Below are 14,770 nucleotides of genomic sequence, written 5' to 3'. Positions count from 1 at the left end.
TTTCAATGACTCGGCTTATCTAAATTTTAGTTGTTTTCAAAATACTGTTTAATCTTACGCTGGCTGTTAAATGCTGTACGGAATATTTCTTCAGCAACTTTTTCTCCATCATGGTAGACACCTTTTGGAGTCAATTCCAGAAAATCATCAGAAATAATCAGTGGCACTTCATCGCTTAGCCCTTTAAAATCATGATCGACTTGAAGCAGAAATTCTTCATTGGCTTCCTGGTCGATATACTGTTCAGGTACCTTCCCAATATTAGTAATTGCGATATCCACGAATCGTTTCCCGAGATGTTTGTGCAAGACACGGAGATGATCCGCATCAGACAGGCCTTCCGTTTCACCCAGCTGAGTCATGATATTAGAGATGTATACCACATTGGCTTCTGTTTCCATAACTGCTTTTCCAATATCAGGAATCATCAGATTCGGGAGAATACTGGTAAAAAGGCTTCCTGGTCCCAGAACAACCATATCAGCATCCATAATAGCTGAAATGACCTTTCTACTGGCTTGAACGGGCTTTCTTCCTTCCACACATGAAACTGCAACGTAATCGATCATTTTACCACTTTTGGGAATTTGTGATTCTCCGGTCTGGGTCGATCCATCCATATAGCGCGCATGAAGGACAAGCGGTTCTTCGGCAGCAGGGTAAACGTGCCCTTTCACATGCATCATTTTAGCCAGCAGCTGGACCGCATCATAGATATTCCCCCGCATATCGGCTGTAGCCTGAATAATCAGATTTCCGATTGTATGCCCTGATAATGCCTCGTCCTGAGACTTGAACCTGTACTGGAAAATCTCTTTCTGCAGTTCTGGTATTTCTGACAGAGCAATAAGTACATTTCTCAGGTCGCCTGGAGGAACGGCGTTGAAGCTTTTTCTCAACGCCCCGCTGCTCCCTCCGTCGTCTGCAACGGTCACGATCGCCGTTACATCTGCATCTTTTTCCTTAAGGCTTTTTAAAATAACTGGCAACCCTGTTCCACCGCCGATCACGGCAATTTTTGGTCTTCTTTTATTGATTAGTGATGATTTCATGACCGTACAATGGACTCCTTTACTTTATCCTTGTCTCTGTGTGAAACATTGACAGGATAGCCGTCAGCTTTGATTTTATTCGCAATCCGTTCAACTAAGGCAACTGATCGGTGTTTACCCCCAGTGCAGCCAATAGCAACAGTCAGATTGCTTTTTCCTTCTTTCTTATACCCTGGAAGTGTATATTCCAGCAGATCTGTGAATTTCTTATAGAATGATTCAGTCTCAGGCTGCTGCATGACGTAATCATACACATCTTTATCCAGTCCAGTCTGTGGCTTCAGTTCTGGGATGTAGTGCGGGTTAGGAAGGAACCTGACATCCATTACTATATCAGCATCAATAGGTACACCGTATTTGAAACCAAATGAGACCATTTCAACTCTGAACATTTCTTTTTCTTGTACTTTGAATTTCTCGATCAGTTTTTCTCTCAACTGACGTGGCGTAATAGTGCTGGTATCAATAACGACCTGAGCTTTCATACGAATGTCCTTCAGCAGCTCTCTTTCTTTCTTGATTCCTTCAATAGTTCGTTCATTTTTTGCCAATGGATGAGCCCGACGAGATTCTTTATATCTGGTGACCAGTTCTTCGTTAGTCGCGTCCAGAAACACAATACGCGTTCGAATAAGAGGCGTATTGTCCATCGTCGCGATTGCCTTATTTATCTCTTCAAAAAAATCCTGCATTCTAAGATCCATAACTAAGGCAATCTTACTGAACTGTCCAGTTTCTCTAACCAGTTTCCAGAAGGTCGGAAGGAGGTTTGGAGGCATATTATCGATGCAATAGTATCCCATATCTTCAAAACTCTGCATGGCTACTGTCTTACCTGCTCCGCTCATACCTGTAATAATCACCAATTCTAAATGTTCGTTCATTATGCCACTCCTTTACTCTGACCACATACCTATCAACTAACCTTAGCAGTTTATTTATTATAACATTCCTGGCGTGTCATGTATACTCTGCTCATGAATAGTCATATCCTGTTCATACTAAAAAACCATTGGACTGATTTAACTGTCCAATGGTCTAATAGTTTAACTTTCTCTTTCACATGTACTGGTCCCAATCAAAGCGTAGGCCCCACAACGGCGGGTGAGCGCAGTCCCTAAAAGCGGGAGAAAAGCCAGTCCCATAAATCTTGCCGGTCCATCTAAAACGAACAGCATAGGAAAGACTGCGACAGCTAAAATGAGACGAATCGTACGGTCAGTTTTCCCGACATTCTTTTTCATTTTTTATCACCCCCCTAAACAATCAGCCCTTAATTTGCATCAATGATTGATTTAATATCTGCTTCGAACGATGAGATTTTCTCTTCTACAACTACGCCAGAGTCATCCTGTGCTGAAATATAAAACTTGATTTTAGGTTCTGTTCCTGATGGTCTAGCTGCGATCCAGCTTCCATCAGCCAGCGTGTATTTCAAAACATTGGCTTTTGGCAGATCAATTGCGTCTTCACCAGTCTTAGTTTTTACTGTCTGTTCCTGGAAGTCTTCCACTTTGCAGACTTTGATATCACCAAACTGAGATGGAGCTTGGTTTCTCAGAGCATTCATAAGATTATTAATTTTCTTGGTGCCTTCCATCCCTTCCATCTTGATGGATATGGTCTTTTCTTTGAAATGTCCATACTGATGATACAAGTCATGCAGGGCATCAAAACAGCTGAAGCCTTCTTCTTTATAATGTGCAGCCATTTCAGCGACCATAACTAGAGCCTGGATGGCATCTTTGTCTCTGACAAACGGCTGGACGAGATACCCGTAGCTTTCCTCAAATCCGAACATGAACGTATGACTATGGCTCGTTTCGTACTGCTTGATTTTTTCTGCAATAAACTTGAATCCAGTAAGCACATTGACAGATTCCACTCCATACTTGTCAGCTATGACAGATGGGAGTTCACTGGAAACAATCGATTTGATGATCACGCTGTTAGCAGGGAGTGTTCCTTTTTTAGTATGAGCCTTAAGGATATACTCAATCATCAGACTCGCAATCTGGTTTCCGCTGAGTACTTCGTAATGTCCATCTGAAGTCTTGACAGCCATCCCCAGACGATCTGCGTCGGGATCAGTTGCTATCAGCACATCTGCATCTTCTTTTTTACCTTGTTCGATAGCCAGTTTAAAGGCTTCAGGATCTTCAGGATTCGGTGATTTTACAGTCGAGAAATCCGGGTCGGCTTCCGCTTGCTCTTCGACTAGAGATACTTTCTTGAATCCAGCCTGTTCAAGTGCTTTGACTCCGAGCATTTTTCCTGTTCCGTGAAGAGGAGTAAAGACGATTTTAATGTGGCGTCCCTGACGATCTGCCAGTTCCTGATCGATTGTCACTGTTCTTAAATAATCTAAGTACACACGGTCGACATCTTTACCGACGATTTTGAGCAGTCCTTTTTCTTTTGCTTCGTCTTCGGTAAGTGTGTCTATAGACAAAATATCGGTGACACTTCTGACATAGTCGGTCAGCTCATCGGCTTCTTTAGGTGGCAGCTGGCCTCCATCTTCTCCATATACCTTGTACCCATTATACTCAGGTGGATTGTGACTTGCAGTGATCATGATTCCTGCTGCTGCTTTGAAATGGCGAACGGCAAATGACAGTTCAGGCGTCGGACGAAGGTCTTCAAAAACATAAGCTTTAATGTTATGCGCAGCTAATGTCTTGGCAGACTCCAGTGCGAATTCTTTTGACATATGACGTGAATCATAAGCAATCGCAACGCCGCGTTCTGCAAACTCTCTTCCCTGACTCTCCAGAAACAGGGCGAGTCCTTCAGTTGCCTGACGCACAGTGTAATAGTTCATTCGATTCGTTCCAGCTCCAATGATCCCACGCATGCCTGCTGTTCCAAATTCCAGAGAAGTGTAAAAAGCCTCCTCCAATGCTGATTCGTCATCTTTGTTCTTTTCAAGGTCTGATCTCACCTGTTCATCCAAGTCATCAAAATCAAGCCATGTTTCGTATGTGTCTTTCCATTCCATTATATACCCTCTTTTCTGCATGATTAATTATCCGCTTTCTTTTCTTTTTCCATTGTAACATTTTTACTGAAATCTTGCATGAAAAAAGTATACACGTTGGAACAAAAACAGAGCCCGAAATGCGTTATTCCTGGCTCTGCTTCATCTTCTTATTAAATTATGCGTGCTGCTGTTCCATCTTTTCATTCAGTTCTTCAACATACTGATAAGCTGCATTTCCTGCTACAGATCCATCTCCCACCGCTGTAGCCACTTGTCTCAGCACAGTATCTCTTACGTCTCCGATAGCAAAGATACCAGGAACGGCAGTCATCATCTGACTGTCTGTTTCGATCCAGCCTTCCTCGTTAGTGATCGGCAGATTAGTGAAACTGTCGGAATTAGGCAGAAGGCCGATATAAATAAAGACCCCTTCAGCAGCAAGCGTGGACACATCACCAGTTCTGACGTTTTTCAGCTGAACACCTGTTACTTTGTCGTCGCCTTCGATTTCCTCAACTACAGAATCCCAGATAAAATCGATCTTATCATTTTTAAATGCTCGGTCCTGAAGGATTTTCTGTGCTCTCAATTCGTCGCGTCGATGCACGATTGTCACTTTGCTGGCGAATTGAGTCAGATACGTGCCTTCTTCAACGGCAGAATCTCCTCCGCCGACAACCACTACATGCTTGTCTCTAAAGAATGCTCCGTCACAGACGGCACAATAAGATACACCTTTCCCATTGTACTCAGCCTCACCTGGTACTCCAAGTTTCTTGTGCTCTGCACCAGTTGCGATGATGACAGATTTAGCAAAATAAGACTTGTTACTGACAACCAGTTCTTTTTCCGTTGTATGATCGATGATTTCTTTTACGTCGCCGTACACATGCTCGGCACCGAACTGTTTTGCACCTTCGTACATTTTCATTGATAAATCCGGTCCCATGATACTGCTGAAGCCGGAGTAGTTTTCTATTTCAGCGGTATTGTTCATCTGTCCGCCTGGTATTCCTTTTTCAAGAATTAGAGTAGACAGGTTTGATCGGGAGGCATATAAGGCTGCCGTCAACCCACCAGGGCCAGCTCCAATCACGATGACATCATACACTTGTTTTTCTTCTTCCATTATGCGAGCCTCCTTGAAGACATTATTCGATGACTTGAATCATTCCTACTTACTTTTTGTAAGTTAATTACTTCCTTTATAAGTATACTAGATATAAACAATAAGTCAAGAGCAAAACTCCCCTTACAATAAACAGTTAAAGCTCTTCTGTTTACTATAAAAGGAGCCTGACTTGACTATCGTCTTCTGTCTGCTTTACTCTTTTGCATGCTCAAGTTCATGAGCTTCTGCATCCATCTTATTATCTACGCTGCCATTCTCAAGATCTTTAGCAAGGTCAACAATGTACTGTCTTAAGTTGTCTTTCACTTGAGGATGTTTCAAACCATATTGAATTGTTGTTTTCAGGAACCCGAACTTGTCTCCAACATCGTAACGTTCACCTTTGAATTCCTTGGCAAACACGCGCTGTGTCTTATTCAGTATATCGATCGCATCGGTGAGCTGGATTTCTCCACCTTTTCCAGGCTCAAGATTTTCAAGGATATCAAAAATCTCCGGGGTCATCAGATAACGGCCGATAATCGCCAGATCACTGGGCGCTTCATCCGGATCAGGTTTTTCAACAAACTTGCGTACGTTGTATAAACCTTCCCCTGCCTCAGCTTCAGGATCGATGATACCGTAACTGGATGTTTCTTCGTGCGGCACTTTCATTACAGCAATATTTGAGGCATGAGTCTTCTCATATCCCTCGATCAGCTGCTTAGTCAAAGGCACTTCATCAGCCATGACATCGTCTCCCAGCATAATGACAAAAGGTTCGTTGCCTACAAAAGCTTTCGCTTGAAGAACTGCATGACCCAGTCCCAAAGGATACGCCTGTCTGGCAAAATACAGGTTCAGTCCAGTTGTTTCTTCAACTAGTTCCAGCAGTTCATCTTTTCCTTTTGCTCGAAGATTCTCTTCCAGCTCCGGGTTAGAATCAAAGTGATCTTCGATGGGGCGCTTCAATTTACCCGTAATAATCAGAATATCTTCGATTCCAGATGCGATAGCTTCCTCTACGATAAACTGAATCGTCGGTTTGTCCACAATTGGAATCATCTCTTTTGGCATAGCCTTTGTTGCAGGTAAAAACCGTGTGCCGTATCCCGCTGCTGGAATAATGGCTTTTCTTACTTTCTGCATACTTCTCTACTCCTTCTTATCTTAAGTATACGCGCTTTCAACATTAATTTATTCAGACTTTCCTTCACGCTGCATTAGATTAAGTATAACATATTTCACATCAGAGTCATTGTAAACGACGTTATAAATAGCTTCCGTGATCGGCATTTCAATATTGAACTCTTGAGCCAGTTCATATGCTGCCTTGGTGGTGGAGATTCCTTCAACAACCATGCCCATTTCATCAAGAATTGTTTCCACCTTTTTACCTTTACCGATCTGATAGCCTGCGCGCCAGTTTCTGGAATGTGGGCTCGTGCAAGTGACGATAAGGTCTCCAACTCCGCTCAATCCCATAAATGTCAATGGGTCTGCGCCCAGCTCTATCCCCAGTCTGCTGATTTCAGCAAGGCCTCGTGTCACTAGACCGGCCTTGGCATTGTCACCAAAGCCCAGGCCTGCAATCACTCCTGCTCCCAAAGCAATGATATTCTTCAATGCCGCTCCGATTTCCACTCCTATGATATCTTCATTTGTGTAAACTCTGAAGTAATCATTTAAAAATATATTCTGAGTCAGTCTGGCTGCTTCTATATTTTCAGATGCGGCCGTAATAGTCGTCAGATCTTTCGCTACGACTTCCTCTGCATGGCTGGGCCCGGACAGGGCTACAATACCGGTCATCCGGTCAGGCTCAATCTCTTCTTCAAGTATGGTCGATATACGTTTATGTGTGTCGGCCTCTAGTCCTTTTGAAGCATGGACCACCGTCACTTTATGGTCGAGAAGTGCATTGACCTGTTCTGCAGTCTGTCGGATCCCCTTTGTCGGAATGACAAACAGAATGATATCTGCATCTGCTATCACTTCTTTCAGGTCAATGCTAGCCGTAACTCCTTCAGGAAATGTGAATTCTGGAAGGTAGTGTTTATTTGTATGGTTCCGGGTAATTTCTTCTGCCTGATGAGGGTCTCTTGTCCAGAGTCTGACGTCATGTCCGTTCTCAAAGAGGACAGTAGCCAGGGCACTTCCCCAGGATCCTGCTCCTAGTACAGCAATCGTCTTGTTCACTGCTTTCTCTCCTCACTCATGACTTACTTCTTACTTTTCTCATATTTCCGGCGCTTCTCTTCAAATATCTTTTCAGGTTCGATACCGACCGCATAATAAGGCGGTGTCGGGTAGACATATAATCTTCTGTAGATGATCAGTCCAATACCGACAACGAACAGCACAAGTGAAAGTACTTGTGATACTCTCAGTCCTCCACCAATATATAAACTGTCTGTACGCAGACCTTCGATAAAGAAACGACCGAATCCGTACCATATGAGGTAGCTGAAGAACACTTCTCCACGTCTGAACAGTTTCGTTTTAGCTCGCAGAGTCATAAGAATGGCAAAGCCGATCAGATTCCAAACGGACTCATAAAGGAACGTCGGGTGATAGTAACTGCCGTCGATGTTCATCTGGTTAATGATAAAATCAGGAAGCTGCAGCCTTTCCAGAAACTGTCGTGTGACTTCTGTTCCGTGAGCCTCCTGGTTGATGAAATTGCCCCAGCGGCCGATTGCCTGTGCTAGCATAACGTGAGGGGCGAGAATATCAACCAGCAACCATAAAGGAACGTTCCGCTTGTTCGCGTACCAGTATAGTGTAATAAAACCGAGAATCAGACCGCCATATATAGCAAGCCCACCTTCCCAGAAGTAAAAGATCCTGATTGGATCGGCGAGGTAGGTCTGAAGTTCGAATAGCACATAATACAACCGTGCTCCAATTATACCGGCAGGAATGATCCAGAAGGCCATATCGACAATAAAATCTTCTTCGATGCCTCTTCTACCCGATTCTTTCATGCTCAGCCAGACTGCCGCAAACATCCCCGTCACAATGATAATGCCGTACCAGGCCACTTCTAATGGGCCGAGACGAAATGCGATAGGATCTACGCTACTTATAATACTGTTCATACAATTTCCTCCATTAATTATTCTGCTGATTATCCAGAGTGTTCTGCTGAATCAGATTATTCAGGTTCGTTTCGAATGTCTTAGTCGCATCATAACCCATTTCTTTAGCACGAATATTCATCGTGGCTATTTCAATAATGATAGATAGGTTACGCCCAACTTTCACTGGAATCGACAGTTTTGGAATATCGACATTAAAGAAACGCATATTGTCAAGATTGTGTCCTAGACGATCGTACTGGCGGTTCTTGTCCCAATGTTCCAGGTTGATGACCAGATCTACTGTTTTCTTGGAACGGATCGATCCTACTCCAAACAGATTGACTACATCGATAACACCGATCCCTCTGATTTCGATCAGATGTCTTAAGATTTCAGGCGGTTCTCCTATGATCCGGCGCTCATCCATCATGTAAAGTTCGACTCTGTCGTCAGCAACGAGGCGATGCCCACGCTGGATCAGTTCAAGTGCCGTCTCAGATTTTCCTATACCAGAGTCTCCGATGATCAGGACACCCATCCCGTAGATGTCGACTAAGACACCATGCTGAGAAATACGCTCAGCCAGTCTCTCTTCCAGGAAATTCGTAACATTTGAAGACAGTCTGGTTGTTGAACGTTTAGATAACAGAACAGGAATACCTTTTTCTTCAGCTGCCTTGATCAGTTCCTGAGGCGGTTCCTGATTTCTCGATACGAGGAATGCAGGTGTATCGGCCTGGCACATTCTCTTCATGACAATATAACGCTCATCACTTGTCATACGCTCTGCAAATGACAATTCAGTTTTGCCTAGCAGCTGCATTCTATTTTGTGGATAAAAGCTGAAATACCCTGTCAGCTCAAGGGCCGGACGGGACAGATCACTGATTGTGATTTCTCTATCTAGATGCTCTTCACCGACGACAACGGTGATATCGTCCATCGCATCTACTAGCTCGTGAATTTTTACTACTGCAGTAGTCATAGTTTAGCTCCTTTGCAATTTATCAAACATGACTTTATCATATCATATTTAGAGAAGGCTTTATAGGTCGAACCTATCCGAACTGCGATTGGATTATCGCTTTTTACCCCTTCATCTTTCCCCTCGATTTTTGTCAGGAAACATCCTGCTCTCCTGTCTCCTCTGCGACCTATTATCTGAAGTACGCATAGCTTCCTAAGTTCTCAGCCGTCCACTCATCACCAGGTTCTGCTAGGCTGTCAATCAGCAATGTCAGTTCCGCTATAGCTTTCATGCCGTCAATGAGTGACTGATCGATATAAGTCAGTGATTCAACTGCCAGTTCCTTTGTACGTCTAAGATTCTCAACATCTGTCCCTTCAAGTACTTCCCTGACAATATCCAATGACCATGCTGCTCGCGATACCGTTCTTATAATCATGACACGCTTTATTTCTGCTTGAGTGTACAGACGGTACCCGCTTCTTGAATCACGTGTAGGTATGATTAACTGCTCTTTTTCCCAGTGACGTATGGCAGATGTTCTTACTCCCGCTATTTCAGCAACTTCTCCGATAGTATAGGTCACATTCTTATGTTTCATCTGATCGATCCATTCTACCTCTTCTGTTTCCAGCATAGTAATGACCTGTTCAGCTTGAATTCTTTCTTTCTGAAGATCAGCCTGTGAAGCGTTAACTATCCAGAGCGCCTTTAGAAACTCCTTCTGCTGTATCAGAGGCATGATTTCTTTGAATAACCCCATTCCGTATCCGATATTCAACTTGACTATGCTTTTGAAATAACTGAGGTGAGTATCTGAGTATTGACGATGCCCACTTTCAGTTCTTGGGATCTCAGGAACTAGTCCCCACTCTTCATAGTGTTTCAACGTGCTGGTAGATATAACGCAAATTCTGGCAATGTCTATGCCTCTCATTGTCTGTCCTCCCTAGTTACAAGTACACTGGGCTAGTCATTATTTGACTCGCTCTGACCATTTCAGTATACACTAATATAAAGTTAAAGATTAAAGTACATAGTAAATTTAAGTATTTATGAGCCTGTAGTCACAGCTTTTACTTTTTTACACCTTACAACTTGCATCAATGTAGTACACTAGTAGAGAAGGCTGAAAAGGCAGCTGATCACTTTAAAATCATTATCAGTATCTGTCTTCAACAAAAAAGGAGAGTGGTAGAGATGGATCAGACAATCGATCTGGCAGTCAGAACAAAGGGTCTAGTAAAGCAGTTTGGATCCTTTACAGCAGTGGACAGCATTGACCTGGCTATCGAAAAAGGAACTGTTTATGGCTTTTTAGGCCCTAACGGAGCAGGAAAGACGACAACCGTTCGCATGCTCACTACATTATTGAAAATTGATGAAGGCGAGGCGCATATTTTCGGATATGATGTAACTAAAGAACCTAAAAAAATCCGTCCTCGTATTGCTCTGACTGGGCAGCATGCGTCCATTGACGAAGATTTGACGGGAACTGAAAATTTAGTCATGATATGCAGATTAATGGGCTTCAAAAGAAAAGAGGCCAAACAGAGGGCAGCTGAATTGCTGGAAGCATTCGGCCTGTCAGATGCAGCAAGTAAGCAGGCCAAAAATTATTCTGGAGGGATGCGACGTAGACTAGATATTGCTGCCAGTATCGTTATCACTCCGGACCTCCTGTTTCTGGATGAGCCGACAACTGGCCTGGATCCTCGAAGCAGAAACCAGGTCTGGGAAGTCGTTCGGGCACTGACTAAAGCCGGCACAACTGTTCTGCTGACAACTCAGTATCTTGATGAAGCCGATCAGCTAGCTGACCGTATAGCTGTCATTAATAAAGGAGCGGTCATTGCTGAAGGGACACCCTCCGAACTGAAAGCTTCAGTAGGATCAGGCATGCTTCATATTACTCTTAAAAATAAAACAGATATCGAACAAGCAGAAAAAGTGCTGGAAACGAGGTTTTATGCTTTAATCCGCAGATCATCCAGAGAATCTGAAATTATAGTTAACGTCAGCAGCTCATCAGAAGCATTAAAAGCACTGAACAATCTGGAATCTGAAGGCATTGAGCTGGTGACTTTTTCCCTAAGCCAGCCGAGTTTAGATGAAGTTTTCTTAGCTTTAACTGATGACGAGGAATAAGAAGGAGGAACTTAAAATGGAAATCAATCAGAATAAATCAAAAGATAATCTTCAGCAGACGATCATCTCATCACATCGTCCAACCCCGCCACACGCACTGTCGTCTGTCGGCACTTTTGCTATGCGATCGTTACTCAAGACTAAACATACACCCATGGCCCTTATGGACATCACTGCCATGCCTATTCTTTTTCTGATAATGTTCACCTATCTTTTTGGTGGAGCAATAGCAGGTTCAGTTCAGGACTATTTACAGTTTATTCTTCCAGGAATTCTAGTACAGACGGTTATTCAGATTACAATGTATACCGGTCTGGACTTAAATAAGGATCTGCAGAAAGGTTTTTTTGACCGTCAGCGTACTTTACCCATCTGGTCTCCCTCATCCCTAGTAGGATCAATGACTTTTGATGTGCTGAGGTACAGCATTGCCTGTCTCATCATGATAGGTTTTGCAATGATTCTGGGATTTCGTCCTCAAGGTACACTTATAGGGCTTGTCTCTGCTGTCGGCCTTCTCCTGATCTTTTCCTTCAGCCTGTCGTGGATATGGACCGTACTAGCTCTCATCATGGAATCTGAGAATGCCTTAATGGCTACCTCGATGATGATTATATTCCCTTTGACATTCCTCAGCAGTGCGTTTGTAGATCCTGAAACCATGCCTAGAGTACTGGAAGTATTTGTAAGCGTCAATCCCATTTCCATGTTGGTGGATTCAGTAAGAGGCTTGATGCACGGGTATACTGTCGGGACAGAAATAATGTGGACTCTGGTATCTGCAGGTGTTCTGTTAGCCATATTCGGCCCTTTGACAATGTATCTGTACAAAAGTAAAAACTAGCAAACCTGTGCCCTGCTCGTATTATAAGTATTTCCACGCAAAAAAGCTGATCAGCATTTATGCCGATCAGCTTTTTTATCATGCATTATTGAAATACGCATTGAGTCCTGACACCACAAGGGCAACAATTAGAGCCAGTGTAAAGGAACTGAAAGCAAAGCCACTTACTAGTGCGGCCGTGAACCATAGCATCAAGCCGTTAATTATGAAATAGAACAAGCCCAGCGTCATGACAGTTATGGGTAATGACAGTATTACCAGTAGAGGCTTGACTATAACATTAAGAACACCAAAAACTACAGCTGCTACAAGGGCAGTCACCCATGAATCGATTTGAAACCCCTGGAGGAATCCTGCCAGTGCCAAAAATATGAGAGTATTAGCTAAAATACGCTGCCACCATTTCATAGATTAAAAGTCACTCCAGTCGTCTTCTTCTAGCTTTTCGGCTTCTTTACGTTTCGGTTTGTCTGAGTCGCCACCGAAAGGAGAAGCTTTTTTCTTGTTAGAAGCTGGTTTAGTTGTCTGATCATCACTTTCCGGCATGACAAGTGCTAAAAGGAGGTATATCGGTACAGTAGACCCTACGCCGATAAATGTAGCAACAACGACGATCACTCTTAGAAGAACAGGATCGATGTTAAAGTACTCACCCAAACCACCCAGCACACCAAATATGACTGCATTGTCTTTTGATTTTGATAACTTATTCATTTTACACTCCTCTTTCCGTACAATTATTTATCTGTATCTTTAATTAAAATATTTCCTGTTGTCGTCCCTGCGTAAAAGCTCATTGGGGTATCCCCTGTAACACGTTTGACATGCATCGTATGCTCGACTTTTTCCATCGGTTCAGTGTCTGACAAGCGGCTTTTCACTTTCCCGAAAGTTGTTTTAGCTTTTCCTTCAATAGCCCGTTCTTTTGGAAGAGCCATTTTGACGTTGCCGTTGACTGTGGTCGCATTCACTCTGACGACTTTTTCATCTGATAATGTGACTTTGATCTCTCCATTTGTTGTAGTGAAATCAGCACTTTCAGTTTTCCCATCAAAGACGATCGATCCATTCACTGAACTTGCGAGGACATCTCTTAAGTCTGCCTGACTGATAGTGATCTGTCCGTTCGACCCTTTAGCTTCAAGCATGGTTGCAGACAATCCTTCGAAGGTAAGTGAGCCATTAGTAGATTTTGCAAATACATCTTTTGCCTCTATATCTTTAAGAGACAGTTTACCATTCAGCATAGTAATTGAAATATAATCGTACGTTCTCTGCGGTAAAGTCACTTCCAGTTCAACATAGACCCGTTTGTTAGGCATATGACACAACAGTTTGTCTTCGTCGATCGTCAATGTGCTTCTGGCATCAAACGATTCTTCAGGTGAATCTTCATCCATTTTACCATATAATTTACCTTTTGCCTTGAATGACATCGTGTCTCCCTGGCTTGGTTTCAGAACAAGCTTACCATTTGCCAGCTTGAAATCAAGAATAGTCGCTGATGTTGCATCGTACTGCCATTCTTTAGTAAATTCTCTTGTGCTTAAAGATGGGATTTTCAAGTTGATGTCTTTCCAGTCGAAATGACTCATGGCCTGCTCAATATTCGTACGAATCGTTTCAGACACATCACTTTTAGATGCCTGATCCACTTTAGTCTTGATGATCTTAGACCACTCTTTACCTGCAGCGTCCAGTTTTTCTCCAGCTTTGGACAATTCTTCGGTCGCTTTTTTCTCCCAGTCTTCAGGAAGCTCGAATTGTGAAGTTGCCTGTTTAGCTTTCAGCGTCCACTGCTTCATCTTACTGCGGTGGAGTTTCTTCATGAGTTCAGCTTTCTGAGCAGCCAGATCACTGACTTCTTCCTCAAGTTCTTCTATATCATCAAGAAGGTGCTCGACCGCTTCATCATCTTTCTCAGACTCCAGTTCTTCTACATCAGACAACTGTTCATCTAGGTCACTGATTTCTTCTCTTAACGTGACGATTTCATCAGTGGTGTCTACATCATCCAGCTGTTTGATCAGTTCAAGTTCTTTCTGGATGGCTCTGATTTTTTCAATAATTCTGTCTTTTTCGTCCTGAACGGTTTTTCTTCCTGACTCTTTAAGTCCTTCAAGTTCTTCTTTCTTCAACTCAAGAGATTTTTTTCTATTTGCCAGGTTTTCATTGATCGTATCTAGCTCTACAGAGTACTGATTGATTTCAGAAACCAGCTGTTCAAGTGAAGCTTCTGCTTCTTTCTGCTTCTCTCTGCTGTCATCTTCTTTCACTTCTTCAGTGCGTACATCTTCATCGTCGGTCTGTTCGTCTGTATTGAATGCCGCTGCATCTTCTTTTCTGGCATCTTTCTTGGCAAGTGATTCCAGAAGATCCAATCCTTCTTCAGTTGAAATAATTCCTTTTTTCATCAACTCAAGTATACGTTCTCTTTCATTCATGGTACACCCTCCTATATGGTTCATCCTCATTTAATTTTATCCAAGTCTATATTAGCTTCCTATCTAACTTACATTATGACTGAATAAAGCTGATTTGTCATAGGTCTTACGACTGATTTTTGACCACTAATAACAGAC

Annotated in this window: 15 protein-coding genes; 2 read left to right on the top strand and 13 right to left on the bottom strand. The window is 42.9% G+C overall.

All coding sequences use genetic code 11. From position 1 onward, the window contains the following. Nucleotides 1-26: 26 nt before the first annotated feature. The 10 genes from BMX79_RS00650 to BMX79_RS00605 form a co-directional block, all read right to left on the bottom strand. The gene (locus tag BMX79_RS00650; protein WP_091478265.1) at nt 27-1,052 is read right to left on the bottom strand and encodes a gluconeogenesis factor YvcK family protein; all 1,026 of its coding nucleotides are present in this window, start codon (nt 1,050-1,052) and stop codon (nt 27-29) included. Then, the gene (rapZ, locus tag BMX79_RS00645) at nt 1,049-1,936 is read right to left on the bottom strand and encodes an RNase adapter RapZ (RefSeq protein WP_091478264.1); all 888 of its coding nucleotides are present in this window, start codon (nt 1,934-1,936) and stop codon (nt 1,049-1,051) included. Before rapZ ends, BMX79_RS00650 begins: the two co-directional genes overlap by 4 nt. A 162-nt stretch (nt 1,937-2,098) precedes the next feature. Next, the gene (locus tag BMX79_RS00640) at nt 2,099-2,296 is read right to left on the bottom strand and encodes a YgaP family membrane protein (protein WP_091478262.1); all 198 of its coding nucleotides are present in this window, start codon (nt 2,294-2,296) and stop codon (nt 2,099-2,101) included. A 29-nt stretch (nt 2,297-2,325) separates the two neighbouring features. Beyond that, the gene (locus tag BMX79_RS00635; RefSeq protein ID WP_091478260.1) at nt 2,326-4,053 is read right to left on the bottom strand and encodes a phospho-sugar mutase; all 1,728 of its coding nucleotides are present in this window, start codon (nt 4,051-4,053) and stop codon (nt 2,326-2,328) included. A gap of 157 nt (nt 4,054-4,210) precedes the next feature. Continuing rightward, nucleotides 4,211-5,164, bottom strand: a complete 954-nt coding sequence (gene trxB / locus BMX79_RS00630) for a thioredoxin-disulfide reductase (protein ID WP_091478259.1) — start codon at nt 5,162-5,164, stop codon at nt 4,211-4,213. A 195-nt stretch (nt 5,165-5,359) separates the two neighbouring features. After that, nucleotides 5,360-6,295, bottom strand: coding sequence for a UTP--glucose-1-phosphate uridylyltransferase GalU (gene galU, locus BMX79_RS00625; RefSeq protein WP_091478257.1), 936 nt, complete (start codon nt 6,293-6,295; stop codon nt 5,360-5,362). 48 nt (nt 6,296-6,343) lie between these two features. Then, nucleotides 6,344-7,345, bottom strand: a complete 1,002-nt coding sequence (locus tag BMX79_RS00620; protein WP_091478255.1) for an NAD(P)H-dependent glycerol-3-phosphate dehydrogenase — start codon at nt 7,343-7,345, stop codon at nt 6,344-6,346. Nucleotides 7,346-7,368: 23 nt separating this feature from the next. After that, nucleotides 7,369-8,247 carry a prolipoprotein diacylglyceryl transferase gene (lgt, locus tag BMX79_RS00615; RefSeq protein WP_091478254.1) on the bottom strand — a complete coding sequence of 293 codons (879 nt, stop codon included), beginning with the start codon at nt 8,245-8,247 and terminating at the stop codon, nt 7,369-7,371. 13 nt (nt 8,248-8,260) lie between these two features. Continuing rightward, on the bottom strand, nt 8,261-9,214 hold the full coding sequence (hprK, locus tag BMX79_RS00610; protein WP_091478252.1) for an HPr(Ser) kinase/phosphatase: 954 nt from the start codon (nt 9,212-9,214) through the stop codon (nt 8,261-8,263). A gap of 172 nt (nt 9,215-9,386) precedes the next feature. Beyond that, nucleotides 9,387-10,133, bottom strand: coding sequence for a MerR family transcriptional regulator (locus tag BMX79_RS00605; RefSeq protein WP_091478251.1), 747 nt, complete (start codon nt 10,131-10,133; stop codon nt 9,387-9,389). Between the two features lie 263 nt (nt 10,134-10,396). On the opposite strand from BMX79_RS00605, the gene BMX79_RS00600 reads away from it, so the two are divergent. Beyond that, nucleotides 10,397-11,344, top strand: a complete 948-nt coding sequence (locus BMX79_RS00600) for an ATP-binding cassette domain-containing protein (protein WP_091478249.1) — start codon at nt 10,397-10,399, stop codon at nt 11,342-11,344. Between the two features lie 16 nt (nt 11,345-11,360). Next, nucleotides 11,361-12,188 (top strand): ABC transporter permease, encoded by an 828-nt coding sequence (locus tag BMX79_RS00595; protein ID WP_091478247.1) that lies wholly within the window; start codon nt 11,361-11,363, stop codon nt 12,186-12,188. A 78-nt stretch (nt 12,189-12,266) separates the two neighbouring features. On the opposite strand, the gene BMX79_RS00590 is transcribed toward BMX79_RS00595, so the two are convergent. Genes BMX79_RS00590 through liaX form a run of 3 tightly spaced genes read right to left on the bottom strand, consistent with a single transcriptional unit; the run spans nt 12,267 to nt 14,632 of the window. Beyond that, on the bottom strand, nt 12,267-12,596 hold the full coding sequence (locus tag BMX79_RS00590; protein ID WP_091478246.1) for a phage holin family protein: 330 nt from the start codon (nt 12,594-12,596) through the stop codon (nt 12,267-12,269). Nucleotides 12,597-12,599: 3 nt separating this feature from the next. Beyond that, the gene (locus tag BMX79_RS00585; RefSeq protein ID WP_091478244.1) at nt 12,600-12,902 is read right to left on the bottom strand and encodes a PspC domain-containing protein; all 303 of its coding nucleotides are present in this window, start codon (nt 12,900-12,902) and stop codon (nt 12,600-12,602) included. A 23-nt stretch (nt 12,903-12,925) separates the two neighbouring features. Further along, the gene (gene liaX, locus BMX79_RS00580; RefSeq protein WP_170230930.1) at nt 12,926-14,632 is read right to left on the bottom strand and encodes a daptomycin-sensing surface protein LiaX; all 1,707 of its coding nucleotides are present in this window, start codon (nt 14,630-14,632) and stop codon (nt 12,926-12,928) included. Nucleotides 14,633-14,770: the final 138 nt, after the last annotated feature.

It is taken from the genome of Alkalibacterium pelagium (assembly GCF_900109325.1).
Lineage (GTDB): Bacteria > Bacillota > Bacilli > Lactobacillales > Carnobacteriaceae_A > Alkalibacterium > Alkalibacterium pelagium.
This window is presented reverse-complemented; position numbering and strand designations above follow the sequence as displayed.

Coding starts and splice junctions, on each gene's coding strand:
- BMX79_RS00650 (WP_091478265.1), bottom strand. CDS start 1,052: ATGAAATCATCACTAATCAATAAAAGAAGACCAAAAATTGCCGTGATC.
- rapZ (WP_091478264.1), bottom strand. CDS start 1,936: ATGAACGAACATTTAGAATTGGTGATTATTACAGGTATGAGCGGAGCA.
- BMX79_RS00640 (WP_091478262.1), bottom strand. CDS start 2,296: ATGAAAAAGAATGTCGGGAAAACTGACCGTACGATTCGTCTCATTTTA.
- BMX79_RS00635 (WP_091478260.1), bottom strand. CDS start 4,053: ATGGAATGGAAAGACACATACGAAACATGGCTTGATTTTGATGACTTG.
- trxB (WP_091478259.1), bottom strand. CDS start 5,164: ATGGAAGAAGAAAAACAAGTGTATGATGTCATCGTGATTGGAGCTGGC.
- galU (WP_091478257.1), bottom strand. CDS start 6,295: ATGCAGAAAGTAAGAAAAGCCATTATTCCAGCAGCGGGATACGGCACA.
- lgt (WP_091478254.1), bottom strand. CDS start 8,247: ATGAACAGTATTATAAGTAGCGTAGATCCTATCGCATTTCGTCTCGGC.
- hprK (WP_091478252.1), bottom strand. CDS start 9,214: ATGACTACTGCAGTAGTAAAAATTCACGAGCTAGTAGATGCGATGGAC.
- BMX79_RS00605 (WP_091478251.1), bottom strand. CDS start 10,133: ATGAGAGGCATAGACATTGCCAGAATTTGCGTTATATCTACCAGCACG.
- BMX79_RS00600 (WP_091478249.1), top strand. CDS start 10,397: ATGGATCAGACAATCGATCTGGCAGTCAGAACAAAGGGTCTAGTAAAG.
- BMX79_RS00595 (WP_091478247.1), top strand. CDS start 11,361: ATGGAAATCAATCAGAATAAATCAAAAGATAATCTTCAGCAGACGATC.
- BMX79_RS00590 (WP_091478246.1), bottom strand. CDS start 12,596: ATGAAATGGTGGCAGCGTATTTTAGCTAATACTCTCATATTTTTGGCA.
- BMX79_RS00585 (WP_091478244.1), bottom strand. CDS start 12,902: ATGAATAAGTTATCAAAATCAAAAGACAATGCAGTCATATTTGGTGTG.
- liaX (WP_170230930.1), bottom strand. CDS start 14,632: ATGAATGAAAGAGAACGTATACTTGAGTTGATGAAAAAAGGAATTATT.